Raw genomic sequence first — 16,474 nt, 5'->3', positions numbered from 1 at the left:
ATGCGTATTAATGTTCATTAAGTTACAGTGTCTATATATATAAAACTCAGCTACTTCTTTTTGACATATCTAATAAACCAAAATAAAAAAATCCAAGGCAAGATGTATAGCGTTATCCACTCAAATAGACTGATAAGATCAATTACACTAATGCCATTCTGAAACCTTTGATAACTTACTATTGATAATATAAATATAACTATAATACAAATTGAAATTTTCAATGGTCTGTTCGACATGATTGATCACTTCCTTCTTTTAATATGGAATATAATATGTTTTGTAAGCAATAATTACAATGAAGTATTTATTTGTCAATAGTGAAATGAAGTACACTTTTTTAGTATGATGTATTGTGAAGCCAAGTGCCACAGTTCCTCTGAAAAGGATTCTTGAGCGACTCTCGTTTTCCTTAATGTCAGGGATCTGCATAATGCCATGAACTAGTCTTACAGCAAGCATACTCTCACAAGGAGGTAGATATGAGAATTAAATACCTGGTTATGATTCTACTTATGTTTATGCTCGTGGGCTGTTCAAACAGAGTGATATCACTTGATGGAAAAAGCGAAAATTGGCGGGTGATGCTCACCAACAGCTCCGCAGCAGAGATGGTTGAATTCACCATTCGCTATATCGGTGACGAACAGATTGTGAAGGACGTACATTATCAGTTTGGCGGTCAAGAATTCGATGCAAACGGATATGAAGAACATTTGGGTATGCCGCAGCGGCATATTAAACACGCTTCAGGTTCCAAGTTTCTGGATCTTGAACCCTTTCCGATGCCTGTTCATATTCAATGGAATGAGGATCAAGTGGAGACCGTATATCTTCAGGGGTTGTAAAACCATATCTTCATGACGGAGTTGAAGAAGATGAAAAATATTCGGAATAATTCGTTAACTTTTGTCGGGAATTTCGTGATGGCCTATTTTATTTTCGGAGAAGGAACGCTCGGCAGACCGCTGATCTTTGCCTTCTGCATGCTCATGCTGATGATGGGGATAGACTGGTATAAAAGCAGAGCTAACTATACGCTGTATTAGTGTGCGTATGTGTACAAAGAGCCGATTTTGCAGAGGATCGGCTTTTTGGTGTACATTTTTAGAGAGGAGGTGCTTGATCTTTTGTCACAAACGCTATGTCTTGACCTATTCAGACGCTGGATGATGCAGAAACAGGAAAAGCTGCAGATGCTTCAGATCACTACAGAAGAGAGAAGACGAGATCCTGAGAAGGAGGAGGAGGGCACTTCTGACATAGATCTCTTCATTGGATATATTCATGAATCAGAAAGAGCCATTGGTCAAATCACGGTATGGGCCTCTAGGCAAATGGAATTTGAGGTCATTAATATCGACACAGAGGAGCGTTTGCTGTGGACGTATGTTGAACAGATTGAAGAACAGGATACCTATTTCGAAACGATATTGGAACCTTATTTTGGGGCGCTGCAGTCCGGGGTTAAGGCTTGATTCTGCTTATCCGGCTCCTGCATTGGAGAGAGAAAAGAGACTCGCATTTACATTAGCGCAGTTGTTCATTACACTTGATAGGTAAAGCTTATGTTTCTAAACCATTTCAGATGTTCAGGAGGAAGTTCATTATGCATCAATCTGCACATATTCAGGAAGCACGGGATTACATATTAAATCGAATCGATACCAAGCCGGCTGTAGGCATGATTCTGGGTTCCGGACTGGGAGCGCTGGCGGACGAGATTGAAAATGCCACGGTTATTCCGTATACGGATATACCTTATTTTGCTCAATCCGAGGCGATCGGTCACGCGAATGAGCTTGTTATTGGGGAACTGATGGGTCAGACGGTAGTAGCGATGAAAGGCCGTTTGCATTATTATGAAGGCTTCACATTAGACGAAGTGACGTTTCCAGTGCGTATCATGAAAGCATTGGGTGTAGAGAAGCTGCTTATTACCAACGCTTGCGGTGCCATCAATACCAGCTTTGAGCCAGGTCAGCTCATGCTGATTACGGATCATATCAATCTGGTGGGGAATAATCCGCTGATGGGACCCAACAATGCTGAACTGGGCGTGCGGTTCCCTGATGTATCCCAGGTGTATAATCGTGAACTGCGCAGCATCGCACTGCAGGTTGCTGAAGAGCAGCGTGTGAATCTGCAGCAGGGGGTTTACGCTTGGTGGAGCGGTCCTGCTTATGAGACGCCTGCCGAAATTCGCATGATTCGTACGATGGGGGCAGATGCTGTCGGTATGTCCACTGTACCAGAGGCAATCGTCGCGATTCATGGGGGTATGAAAGTACTCGGTATTTCTTGTTTGACCAACATGGCATGCGGCATTCTAGATCAGCCTCTCAGTCATGATGAAGTTATTGAGGTAGCCGCGCAGGTGAAAACTACATTCATCGGGTTGGTTAAGGGCATCCTGGAAAAAATGTAATACAGCATCCTAGGGTGTGTAGAGCAAAAGCAGCTATGCAGCGTATCGTGAATTCCCCAAGCACGGTCTGTCAGAAAATTCTGACGGGCAGTGCTTTTTTTGGCACATCAGAGGTTACAGGATTATTCCTTAATCGGAAGATTCCCCCTATAATATGTAAGAGTGACATCAAGACAAGGTTCAGCTGAATAAAAGGAGACTATAACAATGGAAGATTTACGCGAGGATGAATATGTCATTTTTAAACACGTTCATGCGAATTGGTTAAGAAAATTCGAAGGTGTGGGGGGCAAGCTGTTTCTGACGAACCAACGATTGATTTTTATCCCTCATAGTTTAAACTTTCAGACCGAATGGGTGCAAATGGAACTGTGGGGGATGGCCAAAATTGAAAAACATCAAACGTGGGGAATAATACCTAACGGAATTAAAATTACAATGGATTCGGGGGAAGTTGTCAAATTTATCGTATGGAATCGATCAAAGATCATTCGTGAGATTATCTATGCTAAAAGAACCGATGATATTATTTTAGGCTAGTTTTATAGGCATCACATACATACCTGCATGTGTAAGAAGTGATTATTCAAATACCTGCAGACGGAGCCATCTGTATGAAGCATTAGGATTAGGCCCCACCGTTGAGCACGGCATAAGATACAGCCTCATTCTATGTGCTAAGGAATGAGGCTGTTTTTGTGAGTGCATTATTCTAAGATTGTTCTTCCAGAAGGACATACTTATGTAGATATATTTATTAAAATCATTCGCAGCAGTTGTACATTTCAAACCTTCCTCATATGGTTGATTCATTATTTCTAAGCGTCGATAGATCTCCATCCAAAACTTTCAGTGTTGGCAGGAAGGAAGCGGCTGAGGAGCAGACGATAGGAAGTAATCCAACAGTTATAAATAGAGCGGGGATTCCATATTGTTCTGCTGCAGCTGCACCTGCAAAAGCACCTATAGGCTGCAGTCCTCCACCAATGAGGAAGCGAATGGAATTGACTCTGCCTTGTAGAGATACAGGTACAAGTGTGCCATGAAGTGTAGAACTAAGGACACCAAAAAAGGGGCCTGCAGCACCCGAGAAACATAAGATCAGCAGTGCAAATGGATAACTGGGTAACAGGCCGAGCAGGACGTAGCTTAGCCCAATCACGGTTAAACTGCACAGCATGACGGTTCTTCGTTTTTTAAACTCACCCAGCTTCGAGATAATCAGCAGGCCTGCAAGTGTGCCAAATGCCGACGCAGAAGTCAACGTCCCCATGGTCGCTGCGTCCTTGTGAAGAACTTCACGTACAAAAGGAATCATCATCGTCCAAACAGCTATGGATGACATATTACTTATGGCAACCATGGCCATGATGGTTAACATGGCTGGGAACCTTCGATAAAAGGAGAAAGCTTCCCCAATGTCCTGGATGTATTCTTTTGCAGAAAAATGAACCTTATTAGCTGTTTTCTGATAGATGGCAGGCATATAGAGCAAAGCAGTCAAGGCTAGAATGTAACAGGCAGCATTAATGCCTAAGGTGGGCAGGGAACCTGCAAGAGCGATTAAAGCTCCAGCCAGAGCAGGACCAATCAAAGCAGCGGCGTTACGACAGCCATCGATAACGGCAAAAGAACGTGTTAATTGCTGCTTGTCCACTACGCCAGGAATAACGGCCATGGCTGTCGGCATGAACAGAGCGGAGCAAGCACCACTGAGTGCTGCCGCGGCGAAGAGATGCCAGACATGCAGATGACTGCCTGTCATACTCAGCGTCAGTGGAATCAAAAGAGCCGTTAGTCTAACCACTACAAGTCCAGTCATGAATTTTCCCCGGTTCAATCGATCGGAAAGCGGCGACCCGAGCAGGCGAAAACATACTTCGGAGATACTGAAGCAGAGTGCCATAGCTCCCATCGCCAGTTTGGAAGCTGTCAATTCATAGACCAGCCATTCCATAGCTAAGAGACCAAAAACATCACCCAAGGAACTTAGAGTAACTGTGACCAATAGATAGTAGTAACTTCGTTTAAACATGAAGGTTCCCCCGTAGATGTAGATTAATGTTTACTGATTGGAGAGAAAGGACCAGATCAGCCTTGAAGATAGGTTTTAATCTGCTGCGGAAAGTCATTCAAGGCTTCTAATCGCAGGCTGTATTCCGTATTTTTGTGTTTGTAGTGAACGATGATGAGACCTGCAGCGCGTAAAAAAATGAGATGATAATGAATTGTGCTCTTGGAAAGCTTGACTTGGCGGACAATTTCAGAAAAGGAAAGCTGTTTACCCGCAAGGATACGCAAAATAATTAATCGGGTTTCATCAGACAATGCCCTTGTGAGACGCAGCAGTTTGGGATCAGGACGACCTGCTTCGGTTGGAATAATGTCACAAGAGTAATTCGTGAAAATAACCTCGTCCAACATCGTGGATGTGACAAAAGGGCGTGCGTGGTATTGGGGAATCAGGATGACCTTTTTTAATTGTGAGTTCGAGTATATTCGCATTCCCTGCGTTGCTTGTTCATAAACTTCCTGGTCATCTGTGTTGTCAAGACTGGCGCGTCTTGTCTCTGCCTCGCGTGTAAGTTCATCAAGGATAACCGGGTTGATCTCACTGAAATAGTGGTTATTCCATTCCCGTAACACCTCTATTGTATGGCTGCGTAGGAGTGGAAGATTAGAGGGGACAGACATGTGAAACTGTGACGCGATGTCAAATAACTGTCCTGTTGACAGGTTTTCAAGCCAATCCAGAAATCCATTCACCGTGCGTTCTTCCGGGCAGGTCCAAATGTAGGGAGCCAGAGTGAAATTATCTGTGGCTTTCATCATTTCGCGCATAAGTTGAAGCTTGGCAGGCGTAAATCGATGCTGCACATCACGGATCCAGGTTTTTCCCGCATCCAGAGCATTATGATTTTGCTTGTTCATAAAAGCAGCAAGACTGTTTACACATTCGTACATCGGGGCAAAATCGACTTCTACTGTATACTTCATAGAATAAAACCTCCATTAGTTCTATATTTATAGAACAAGTATGTTGTTTTATATTATATGAACTATTTGGATTTAGCAATAGGACGAGTTCATTGGTGATAACACGTTTGAGTAATGGTACGGCTCTGCTTGGCAATCTTTATCGTATGCTTGCACCCTTCCGTCTTTACCTGCACAGATGCTGTATGGATCTCTGAATATGAAAACATTGACATTATGTTGACAATTCCAATATTTCCCGTTTACAAATCACTCCTATAATTACAAACGTGATAGGTCATTTTGACTATGAACGTGGATAGTTTGGGGGGATGAGCAGCCAGCTCTCATATTGACGATACATGCAAGAATTCCGAACAGGGCACAGCAAAATCAGGCAGGAATATATGGAGAAAAGAAGGGTGACAAGAGCCAATGTCAATGAAAAAGGTGTTTGTAGTGTCCATGGTAGCCGCAGTGATCACAACGTCTGTGGCTGGTGCAGTATCGGCTGCTCCTGCAGCAAAACCTGCTGCGGGTACGAGTACAGCGCAGGTGAAAAACGCCACGTTGACCATAAACGGTAACAACATCATTGTACGGTCCATCGTAAAGAACGGGGAAACCCTTGTAGCGGTGCGCGACATCATTAATGCCATTGGAGCACAAGCCGAAGTTGTAGGCGGAGCAACCGTGATTCAACTGAATGGTCATAAGGTCAGCTTACAGAACAAGTCGAAGCAGCTTGATGTTGACGGTACAAAGGTAGACCTGAATCAGCCCATTTCGATCATCGGAGGCACCAGCTATGCTGCGCTTCGTCCGCTGGTATCCAGTGTAGGTGGGACGGTCAGTTTAAAGAACGGTCAGCTTGAGATCAGCACCATTGCACTCATTGAAGGCGCAGAGAACCCGCGTTTTGCCGGAGCAGGTCATCTGATTGTCTCCAAAAACGATGAGCAGGGTAGAAACGACTATCTTGTAGATACAGCCACTGGGAAATATGAACTGCTGTTAACAACGGAAGGCGGTTCAGACCTAGTGGTGTCTCCGAGCGGTACTCAAGCAGTCTATACCAATGCAGAAGGAGCCGTATATGTTATCGATCTGACAACCAAGGCTTCCAAACTCATTACAAGTGATACAAGTATCAAGCCGGAACTGGTCTGGTCTGCGGATGAAAGTTCGATTTACTTCCTGCAGGGGGATAAAGGTTCGGTAATTGCGAATCTGAATCTGGCAGACGGCTCGATCAAAAAGCTGGTGGAAGATAAGGTAGATTACAAGGAAAACCTGAATGTTTCCGCAAGTGGTAAACGATTCATTTACACCGTAACAACGCTGGGTAAAGTGACAGCAGATGCGACCAATGTAGATGAAGACAATATCGACATTGATTTCTCGGCTAACCAGCAGCAGTTATTTTCATATAACAACGGTGATGGGAAACCTGAGGCTGTGAAGTTGACAACCTCAACCGATGATAAAGTATTTATCTATTCGGCAGACGGACAGAAAGCCTACTACGTAAGCGTACCGTCTGGGGAGGGTAATGCTTCACTGATGTCTGTAGACGCATCTCAGAAGCCGGTTAATGTGTATAACGAGCATGATGTAGAGCAGGCGATATTGTCAGGCAGTATACTGTATGTGCTTGCTTCGCAGGATGAAAAGAACAGCGTGATCCTGGCCATTGATACTGTAACCGGACAGCAATCCAAGCTGTATACCGTATCTTCCGATGTATCCTCGATTGTGGTGAAAGGTGCTCAGATTGCGGTTGTTGAGAACGGACGAGTGCTGGTTCAGGCAGAGGGCGGCTGGAAATCCATAACGAAGTAAAGCGGCATATACGCAGCGATGCGGATGTAAATAAAAGTACGTAATCCAATAATGAATGAACTGAGATAAAAAAGATCGTTACATTCGAGAGGAGTTTATAACAATGAAAAAATGGATTAAACCGTTCACGGCAATGCTGATGGCTGTATCTCTGGTCGGGGGACTTGGTGGTGCATTGACTGCAGATGCTGCCAAAAGCAATGAGAAGGGTAAAATCGTCATCAATGGTTCTTCTGCGCTGCTCCCATTGACGCTTCAGGCTGCAAGTGAGTTCAAGAAAGATAATCCAAAAGTTAAAATTTCAGCTTCGGCTGCAGGCTCGGTGACAGGCCCACAATCCGTTCGTAAAGGCATTGCGGACATCGGAGCAGTAGACTGGGATGCATCCAAGGATGTACCTGGCTTCAAAAAATTTGACGGACAGGTCGCTCATCCGGTAGCGGTAACCGTGTTTACTGCCGTAGTGAATACGAACGTGAGTGTAACGAATCTGACTACGAAACAACTGCAGGATATCTTCTCTGGCAAAGTAACGAACTGGAAAGAAGTTGGCGGTACAGACGGTAAAATCGTTGTCGTTAACCGTAAGTTCGGATCAGGTACACGCGTTAATTTCCAGCAAAAAGCACTCGATGGCAAAGATTTCATGAGCAAAGGGGACAACTACAAAGAAGTGGGTTCCAGCGGCGACATGAAAACAACAATTGAAACAACACCTAACGCGATCGGTTATATCGACCTGCCGTACGTAACAAGCAAAATGAAAGCTGTATCCATCAACGGTGCGGCTCCCACAGAGAAAAACGTGCTGAACAAAACGTACAAAGTATGGGGGATCGGATACTACATGACCAAAGGTGAGCCAACGGGTGCAGTCAAAGCATTCATTGATTACATCCAAAGCAGCAAGTTCCAGAACGGTTCCCTCAAAAAGTTGAAATTCATTCCGCTGGCAGCCGTGAAATAAGCATTGATTCCGATCTAATCTATCTATATCAGTATTCGTAATCAACATCCTGCAGTTCATAAGAAAGGGATAGCCAGCTTCCGCGCGTGGTCGCCAAGCTGGCTTCTCTATGTGAAAGGAAGAGCCCTTTATGATGGAAATGAATCCACCGGGGAACAGCCCGGCTCCGCAGGAGCTTGGTCCAAGCCTTGGCAGAGCGCCTGAGAAGAGAAGACGTTTTGACCGCAAAGCCCGCCTCCGGTGGTCCAACCAGTTGTTTCGTATCCTCTGCATTGGAAGTGCGGCCTTTGTCTGCCTTGTCCTGTTGTGTATTCTGGTACTTATGCTCCGCACAGGTGTGCTGACTTTTGCAGACGTCTCGCTGAAGGAGTTCTTTTTCTCAACGAACTGGGACCCGGAAAATGAGCATTACGGTGCACTGACCTTTATTCTCGGCACGTTTGCGCTCACCGGACTAACTATGCTGATGGCGATTCCGCTATCGATTATTATTGCTGTCTTTCTGGCGGAAATGATGCCCAAATGGCTTCGACGTCTGCTGCGTCCTGTGCTGGATCTGCTGGTGGGTATTCCGTCTGTCGTTTATGGCTTTCTCGGTTTGACGGTGCTGATTCCATGGCTCAGAGACTTGAGCGGGCGTGATCTGGCAGATGGTCTGCTCGCAGCGGCTATTGTGCTCACAATCATGGTACTGCCGACGATTAGCCGGATTAGTGATGATGCGATCTCGGCGGTGCCCAATAAATACCGGGATGCGGCCTATGCGCTGGGTACGAACCGCTTTCAAACGATTACCCGTGTCGTTCTTCCCGCGGCAAGAGGCGGCATTATGTATGCTGTGATTCTAGGCATGACACGAGCCATTGGCGAGACAATGGCGGTGGTGATGGTCATTGGTAATACGGCGCAGCTTCCGAGCAGTCTGTTTACTCCGACAGCCGTGCTGACCAGCAACATTGTGATGCAGATCTCCAGTGTAGAGTTTGATTCAACCTGGAATCATGGCCTGTACATGATGGGCTTTATTTTGCTGGCCATCTCGATTCTGATGATTGCTGCCGTAAGAATGCTGCAGAAGAGAGGGGGACGCAGCCTGTGAGCGTGAAGAAGGAAGTCCATCCGGCTCCAGCCTATTCCTTTGGCAGACGACGGGCGTCCTCCGCGTGGACGGATCGGCTGTTTACAGGCACAGTGTGGGGCATCGGTATCGTTGTCATTTTATTCATTGTTGGACTGTTATTCCTGCTGCTGCAGAAAGGGCTGCCGATGCTCAGCTGGGATTTCCTGTACGGTGTACCGAGTGAGATCGAAGAAGGGGGAGGCATTGGCCCCGCACTGTTTAACTCCTTTTACGTGCTGATTCTGTCACTTCTCATCTCGATTCCGATCGGGTTTGCAGCAGGGATTTACCTGGCTGAATTTTCACCAAACAACAAATGGATTGAGATGGTTAGGATCTGTGTGGAGGGATTGTCATCCGTTCCATCCATTATTTTTGGTTTGTTTGGGATTGCGCTGTTTGTTGAGTATTTCGAGATTGGTCTGACGATTCTTGGGGCTGCGGTCAGTCTTGCTTTCCTAAACCTGCCCGTGCTGACACGGGTGACGGAGGAATCGGTCCGAGCTGTTCCCACAGAACTTCGCAGCGGCTCGTTTGCACTGGGGGCGACGCATCTGCAGACAATTCGGAAGGTCATGCTGCCGGTTGCTTTGAACGGGATTATGACAGGCATCTGTCTGACCGCAGGGCGTGCTTTTGGTGAGAGTGCCGTTATTATTTTGACTGCGGGTGTGTCCACGTCGGGTGAAATGTGGGATTTTAATCTGTTATCGCCAGGCGGAACGCTGGCTGTGCACCTATGGTATATCCAGTCCGAGGCCATCGTACCGGATGCCGAACAGATTGCGCAGAAATCCACGGCCGTGCTGATCTTTGTTGTACTGCTTATCAATATTTTGTTCCGTCTGCCACTATGGTTCAATGCTCGCAAAAATCAGGTCTGAGCAGCGCACCGAACATGCAGTATACTCTATGGATCAACGGAGGACACAATTGTGAAATCGATTATTGAAATTAACAAGCTGAGCTTATTTTATGGCAGTCTTCAAGCGCTGAAGGGAGTGTCCATTGATATCCCGGAACGCGCTATTACAGCGTTTATCGGTCCTTCTGGCTGCGGCAAATCCACACTGCTGCGCACCCTGAACCGTATGAATGACCGGATACCCGGAACGCGGATCGAGGGCACTGTGACTGTGGGCGGCACCAACATTTACAGTGGTGATGTGCATGTCGAAACGATACGCAAGAAGATTGGTATGGTCTTTCAGCAGCCGAACCCTTTCCCCAAATCCATCTACGACAACATTGCGTTTGGACCGAGACAGCACGGGATTCATGGCAAAAAAAAGCTGGATGAGATCGTTGAACACAGCCTGCGTTCCGCCGCTCTCTGGGATGAGGTCAAAGACAGCCTGAAGCGCTCAGCGCTCAGCTTGTCAGGTGGACAGCAGCAGCGTCTCTGCATCGCTCGTGCCTTGGCGGTTGAGCCGGACATCCTGCTGATGGATGAAGCGACGGCTTCCCTTGACCCGGTATCCACCTTCAAGATTGAGGAGCTGACTCATGAGCTGAAGGAGCGTTACACGATTGTGATGGTCACCCACAACATGCAGCAGGCGGCTCGTGTTTCGCAGCAGACGGTATTTTTCCTGAACGGTGAGGTCATCGAGTATTCAGCTACCCAACGTATGTTTGCTGAACCGGTCGATGTGCGTACACAGGATTATATCAGCGGTCGATTTGGCTGAGATCGGTTGTAAGCGAGCTTCGATACAGAGCCTATCTATAGAGCCTATCTATAATACTATCTATAGGGAAGGAGAGCCTTTCAGTGAGAGCTGAAGGGCATTTTTTGTCTTTACAGATGCCGCCCATGAGTGCATACTGCGCAAAGGGCAGGTAGACCCTGGATTAAACAGTTCCAATATGGTGTATCCTTAGGAAACGCGTCATAATCAGAAATAGATTATATTGGTGGAAGTAGATATTTTTGCAGGAAAACGAATGCTGCCCAGGCGGTGTACCTCATCAAAAACAGATAAAAGGTAAAAATTTGACCTGAATCACGTAAAATAAGACCGCTGCTTGTAAGCGTCATCTTGTTATGCTTATAAGCAGGTAAACACTTAAGAACTGAAAGGGAGAGACAGATGGGTCTTGATAAGGAATATGAAAAAATTGCCCAGGATGTAATTAAAGGGCTCGGTGGAAAAGAAAACATTATTTCAATGGCACACTGCGCGACACGGCTCAGACTGATTGTGAAGGATAGAGACATTATTGATGATGAGTTTATCGAGAACGTCGATAAAGCCAAAGGCGTCTTTTTTACTTCAGGGCAGTATCAAATCATTTTTGGAACCGGTACCGTTAACCGGGTATATGAAGCGATGGTAGGCCAGGATGTATCTTCTTCGTCCAAATCAGAATTGAAAGAGAAGGCCTCGGATCAGGATGATAATTTCTTCAAACGGATGATCCGCATTTTCGGAGATGTATTCGTACCGATTATTCCTGCACTGGTAGCAACCGGTTTATTTATGGGTGTCAGAGGTCTGATTACACAGCCGGCTATACTCGAATGGTTTGGATTGACCCCGGATAGTATCTCGGATAATTTCTTGTTATTTACACAAATATTGACGGACACCGCTTTTGGCTTCCTGCCTGTACTGGTGTGCTGGTCAACGTTCCGGGTGTTTGGCGGGTCACCGCTGCTCGGGATTCTTCTCGGCTTGATGCTCGTCAGTCCAGCTCTGCCTACCTCATGGGATGTGGCACAGGGCGCACAGGAACCGCTGATGTTCCTTGGATTTATTAAAGTAGCCGGGTATCAGGGATCGGTGCTGCCTGCGTTTATAATCGGGATTGTAGGCGCGTTGTTGGAAAAAAGAATACGGAAATGGGTCCCGGAAGCCCTGGATCTAATTTTAACTCCTTTCCTGACACTGCTCGTCTCTTTATTACTGGGACTATTCGTGATTGGTCCTGTATTCCATGAAGTTGAATTATTCATTCTGACCGCTGTTACATGGATTCTGAAGCTTCCGTTTGGAATCGGCGGATTTATCTATGGCGGGATTAACCAGTTCATTGTCGTTACAGGGCTGCATCATGCTTTGAATTTGATTGAGATTCAAATGCTGAGTGACAGCGGATGGAATATGGTTAATGCGATCAGTTCAGGCTCAATTGCTGCCCAAGCGGGAGCTGCCCTCGCTGTAGGTCTGAAAGCCAAAAGCGCAAAAATCAAGTCGGTTGCATATCCATCGTCCTTGTCCGCGCTGCTCGGCATAACGGAACCGGCGATCTTTGGTGTAAACATCCGTTACGGAAAACCATTTTTGATGGGCCTGATTGGCGGCGCATTTGCCGGATTCTTTGCACGGCTCATGGATGTTCAGGCAACAGGAATGTCTATCACCGTGATCCCGGGCATGCTGCTGTACTTGAATTCGCAGATTATTCCTTACATTTTGACCTGTGCGATCGGGTTTGGAATTGCCTTTGCGCTGACCTGGATGTTTGGTTTCAAAGAAAAAGCTAACCTTAAATAAAGAAACAGGTGGAGAAAAACCATGCCTAACAAACTGTTTGAACGATTGAACCGTCTTACTGTACAAGAAAAAATAGGACAGCTGGTTCAGCTGACCGGAGATTTTTTTGAAAGAGATCTGGACACGGTTGTCACCGGCCCGCTCAAGAAACTGGGACTGCATTCGGATTACAATGTGTATAACACAGGCTCCATTCTTAATGTAACAGACCCGGACCAGATTATTCGGCTGCAGACGGACTATCTGGAGCGGTCCAGTCATAACATACCGCTGCTGTTCATGGCGGATATCATCTATGGATTTCGGACGATTTTCCCGATTCCGCTGGCCCAGACCTGCAGCTGGAACTTTGAGGAGATTGAGAACGCCGCGAGCATTGCTGCTCGCGAATGTTATGACGAAGGAGTACACGTCACCTTCTCTCCGATGGTGGATATCGTAAGAGATCCTCGCTGGGGCCGGGTGATGGAATCGCCAGGTGAAGATACGCTGCTGGCCCGGAAATATGCGGAAAGCACCGTTTACGGACTGCAGGGCCGGGGAGACGGCCGTATTCCGGCAGATAAACTAGCCGCTTGTGTCAAGCATTTTGCCGCTTATGGCGCACCTATAGCCGGTCGGGAATATAACGCTGTGGATATGTCCGAGCATATGCTTCGCGAATATTATTTGCCTGGATATCAGGCTGCAGTGGATGCGGGAGCCAAGCTGGTGATGACCGCATTTAATACATTGAATGGGATTCCGGCCACCGGTAATGAATGGTTAAACCGGGATCTGCTTCGAGAAGAAATGAAGTTCGATGGAGTGCTCATCTCGGATTATGCAGCAGTCGAAGAATTGATTATGCACGGTTACGCCGAGAACGCTGCGGAAGCCGCCAAGCTGGCTTTGAAAGCAGGTGTAGATATGGATATGAAGACTGCCGTGTATGCGAACCATCTGGAGAACCTGATATCGGAGAACAAACATCTGGAACAGCTTTTGAATGACGCGGTGTACCGTGTTCTTAAGCTTAAGGAGGATCTCGGCCTTTTTGAAGACCCGTTCCGTGGTTTGACAACAACACGTCCGCAGCGGCCTAATCGCATTCTATCCGATGAGCACAAAGCGGCTTCGAGAAGCCTTGCTGAACAGTCCATTGTGTTATTGAAAAATGAAAATGATGTGCTGCCTTTGACGAACAAAACCCGAATCGCGCTGATTGGACCTTACGCCGAGGAAACTTCTACGCTGGGCATGTGGGCCATTAAGGGGAATGAAGCAGACACCGTTCACTTGAAACAAGGCTTAATGCAGCATATCGATGCTGACAACCTGTCGGTCTGTCGTGGTGCTCATCTGCTTCCTGAACATGCACGCGAGGCACTGGGCAAATATGTAGACAAACTGCCTGTCGAAACCGTGGATGAAGATGTACTGCTTCAGGAGGCCATTCAGAAAGCAAGTGCTGCGGATACGGTGATCCTGGCAGTTGGAGAGAGTATTTATCAGAGCGGAGAGGGCGGATCACGTACGAATCCGACACTGCCTGAATCCCAGTTAAAGCTGATGCGTGCCTTAAGCGAACTTGGCAAAAAGCTGATTGTGATTGTGTACAGCGGGCGTCCATTAATCCTTACGGAAGTTGCGGAATACGCGGGTGCACTTATTCAGGCCTGGTACCCTGGAACCATGGGTGGAGAAGCGCTGGCTAACATTTTATATGGAACCGTCAATCCGTCCGGTAAGCTGACCATGACTTTTCCTCGAAGTGTGGGGCAGATCCCGATCTATTACAATGAACTGAATACAGGTCGTCCTGACCTGCCTGAGAACGGGTCGTATCGATTTGCATCCAGATATATAGATGAAGTTAATGAAGCGTTGTATCCGTTCGGGTATGGTAAATCGTACACGACGTTTGATTATCAACTGCTTTCCATAAGCCGGAAGGAGATTAGTGTAAGTGAATCCATGGATGTTGAGGTATCTGTCACCAACACCGGTAAGTACGATGGAAAAGAAACGCTGCAGCTGTACATTCGGGACCGTTTTGCCAGTGTGACAAGACCCGTTAAAGTATTAGCCGACTTCCGGCAGCTATTTTTAAAGAGCGGAGAGACCCAAACGGTGCATTTCTCCATTCAAGAAGACATGCTCCGGTTCTATGGAAGCCGTATGAAGTATGAGAGTGAACCCGGAGAGTTTGATGTTTACATTGGGACAAGCTCACAGGATACACCGCTGACCTTTCGTTTTTCTCTTCGAGGGGAGCAACCGTCATGAGTAAAAGTGAAGCTTATCATCTAAAGTATCACATTACTCCGCCGTACGGTCTGCTGAATGATCCCAACGGTCTGTGCTATTTTGAGGGGCAGTATCATGTGTTCTATCAGTGGAATCCGTTCGGGACAGAACATAGAAATAAAAGTTGGGGTCATGTTGTGTCTGACGATCTTGTCCACTGGCATCGAAAAAAAGCGGCTTTGGTTCCTTCGGAACCTTATGACAAGGACGGAATATACTCCGGCGGGAGCGTTGTGCATAACGGGAAGATGTATTTGTTCTACACGGGCAACGTGATCCGTGAGGATGGAAGCAGAGCGAGTTATCAGTGCGCCGCAGTCTCTGAGGACGGAGAACAGTTTCAGAAGCTGGGCCCGCTCTTTGAGCATCCTGCAGGGTATACAAGACATGTTCGCGATCCGAAAGTATGGCAGGACCGGGCCGGGGATTGGTGGATGATCGTAGGTGCCCAGCGAGAGAATCTCACAGGAGATGCACTGGTATACAAATCAGGAGATCTAATCCATTGGTCACTCCAAGGTTCCTTTCTGGAGCAGGAAAGTCCCTTCGGTTATATGTGGGAATGTCCGGATGTTTTGCAGTTCCCGGAGCAGGATGTGTTTGTATTTTCACCCCAAGGTCTGCGTGAAGAAGGGGATAAATACAGAAATCCGAACCAATCCGGATATATCGTTGGTCACATTTCAGACGAAGGGAGATTCTCGGGCAGTTTGTCTGAATTTGAAGAACTGGATCACGGGTTTGATTTCTATGCACCCCAGGCATTCCGGACAGAAGACCGAATCATCATGTTTGGGTGGATGAGTGCGATGACCGAAGAGGCAGAGCGAGCCGTGCCAACCATACAAGAAGGATGGGTTCATACCCTTACCCTTCCAAGAGAAATGGTGATGAGAGAAGGGACCCTGCGGCAGCAGCCAATACCAGAGCTGCAGGCGCTAAGAAGCGATGAATCCCAGCATAAAGTTCACGGCGGGGGGCAGTGGAATCTTCCTTCGCTTTCATCCGAAATTCTCATTCGATTCACGGAGCCGTCCAAAGATTTTTGCATAGTCATTCGCAAAGCCGTTCGTATTGAATTTGAACATGAACATCGTCGTGTAACGGTCTGGAGAACGAACTGGTTGACCGGAGAGAAGGAGAATCGCAGCACGGTGCTGTGTCACATCCCTTCAGTGATGCAGATCTATGTGGAAAGCTCCAGCATCGAGCTTTTTGTGAACGAAGGCGAGGACGTATTCTCGTTGCGATATTTCACGGACGATACTGCTGAGCTCAGCCTGGCCTTGGAATCCGAAGGCGTGGAAGCGGAGTTACAAGTGTATGCACTGCAGAAAAGTATAGATTAGGAG

15 protein-coding genes are annotated in these 16,474 nt (G+C 46.9%); 13 read left to right on the top strand and 2 right to left on the bottom strand.

Annotation, left to right across the window (positions count from 1 at the left end; all coding sequences use genetic code 11):
- The first annotated feature begins 482 nt into the window (after positions 1 to 482).
- The 5 genes from MKY97_RS21775 to MKY97_RS21755 all read left to right on the top strand — a co-directional run bounded on the left by MKY97_RS21775 (position 483) and on the right by MKY97_RS21755 (position 2,968).
- Complete coding sequence (locus tag MKY97_RS21775) at positions 483 to 848, top strand: hypothetical protein (protein WP_342552358.1); 366 nt, start codon at positions 483 to 485, stop codon at positions 846 to 848.
- A gap of 30 nt (positions 849 to 878) precedes the next feature.
- Complete coding sequence (locus tag MKY97_RS21770) at positions 879 to 1,049, top strand: hypothetical protein (protein WP_342552357.1); 171 nt, start codon at positions 879 to 881, stop codon at positions 1,047 to 1,049.
- 81 nt (positions 1,050 to 1,130) lie between these two features.
- On the top strand, positions 1,131 to 1,478 hold the full coding sequence (locus MKY97_RS21765) for a hypothetical protein (protein WP_342552356.1): 348 nt from the start codon (positions 1,131 to 1,133) through the stop codon (positions 1,476 to 1,478).
- A gap of 131 nt (positions 1,479 to 1,609) precedes the next feature.
- Entirely contained in the window at positions 1,610 to 2,428 is an 819-nt protein-coding gene (locus MKY97_RS21760; protein ID WP_342552355.1) for a purine-nucleoside phosphorylase, read from the top strand.
- A gap of 207 nt (positions 2,429 to 2,635) precedes the next feature.
- The gene (locus MKY97_RS21755) at positions 2,636 to 2,968 is read left to right on the top strand and encodes a GRAM domain-containing protein (RefSeq protein ID WP_342552354.1); all 333 of its coding nucleotides are present in this window, start codon (positions 2,636 to 2,638) and stop codon (positions 2,966 to 2,968) included.
- Positions 2,969 to 3,224: 256 nt separating this feature from the next.
- On the opposite strand, the gene MKY97_RS21750 is transcribed toward MKY97_RS21755, so the two are convergent.
- Entirely contained in the window at positions 3,225 to 4,463 is a 1,239-nt protein-coding gene (locus MKY97_RS21750; protein WP_342552353.1) for an MFS transporter, read from the bottom strand.
- A gap of 56 nt (positions 4,464 to 4,519) precedes the next feature.
- The gene (locus tag MKY97_RS21745) at positions 4,520 to 5,425 is read right to left on the bottom strand and encodes a winged helix-turn-helix domain-containing protein (protein ID WP_342552352.1); all 906 of its coding nucleotides are present in this window, start codon (positions 5,423 to 5,425) and stop codon (positions 4,520 to 4,522) included.
- A gap of 414 nt (positions 5,426 to 5,839) precedes the next feature.
- On the opposite strand from MKY97_RS21745, the gene MKY97_RS21740 reads away from it, so the two are divergent.
- The 8 genes from MKY97_RS21740 to MKY97_RS21705 all read left to right on the top strand — a co-directional run bounded on the left by MKY97_RS21740 (position 5,840) and on the right by MKY97_RS21705 (position 16,471).
- The gene (locus tag MKY97_RS21740) at positions 5,840 to 7,246 is read left to right on the top strand and encodes a stalk domain-containing protein (RefSeq protein WP_342552351.1); all 1,407 of its coding nucleotides are present in this window, start codon (positions 5,840 to 5,842) and stop codon (positions 7,244 to 7,246) included.
- Between the two features lie 103 nt (positions 7,247 to 7,349).
- Positions 7,350 to 8,213 carry a phosphate ABC transporter substrate-binding protein gene (locus tag MKY97_RS21735; RefSeq protein WP_342552350.1) on the top strand — a complete coding sequence of 288 codons (864 nt, stop codon included), beginning with the start codon at positions 7,350 to 7,352 and terminating at the stop codon, positions 8,211 to 8,213.
- Between the two features lie 130 nt (positions 8,214 to 8,343).
- The gene (gene pstC / locus MKY97_RS21730; protein WP_342552349.1) at positions 8,344 to 9,312 is read left to right on the top strand and encodes a phosphate ABC transporter permease subunit PstC; all 969 of its coding nucleotides are present in this window, start codon (positions 8,344 to 8,346) and stop codon (positions 9,310 to 9,312) included.
- Complete coding sequence (gene pstA / locus MKY97_RS21725) at positions 9,309 to 10,217, top strand: phosphate ABC transporter permease PstA (protein ID WP_342552348.1); 909 nt, start codon at positions 9,309 to 9,311, stop codon at positions 10,215 to 10,217. The genes pstC and pstA overlap by 4 nt, the downstream gene beginning before the upstream one ends.
- Positions 10,218 to 10,268: 51 nt before the next feature.
- Complete coding sequence (gene pstB, locus MKY97_RS21720; protein WP_342552347.1) at positions 10,269 to 11,024, top strand: phosphate ABC transporter ATP-binding protein PstB; 756 nt, start codon at positions 10,269 to 10,271, stop codon at positions 11,022 to 11,024.
- A gap of 402 nt (positions 11,025 to 11,426) precedes the next feature.
- Positions 11,427 to 12,833: a sucrose-specific PTS transporter subunit IIBC gene (locus MKY97_RS21715; protein ID WP_342552346.1), complete on the top strand. Its 1,407-nt coding sequence runs from the start codon at positions 11,427 to 11,429 to the stop codon at positions 12,831 to 12,833.
- 21 nt (positions 12,834 to 12,854) lie between these two features.
- A complete protein-coding gene (gene bglX / locus MKY97_RS21710) occupies positions 12,855 to 15,101 on the top strand; it encodes a beta-glucosidase BglX (RefSeq protein ID WP_342552345.1) in 2,247 nt (748 codons plus the stop codon).
- Positions 15,098 to 16,471 (top strand): glycoside hydrolase family 32 protein, encoded by a 1,374-nt coding sequence (locus tag MKY97_RS21705; protein WP_342552344.1) that lies wholly within the window; start codon positions 15,098 to 15,100, stop codon positions 16,469 to 16,471. Before bglX ends, MKY97_RS21705 begins: the two co-directional genes overlap by 4 nt.
- Positions 16,472 to 16,474 lie beyond the last annotated feature (3 nt).

It is taken from the genome of Paenibacillus sp. FSL R7-0652 (assembly GCF_038595045.1).
Lineage (GTDB): Bacteria > Bacillota > Bacilli > Paenibacillales > Paenibacillaceae > Paenibacillus.
Note: the sequence above shows the minus strand (reverse complement) of the source record. Positions and strands in the feature narration are given on the sequence as shown.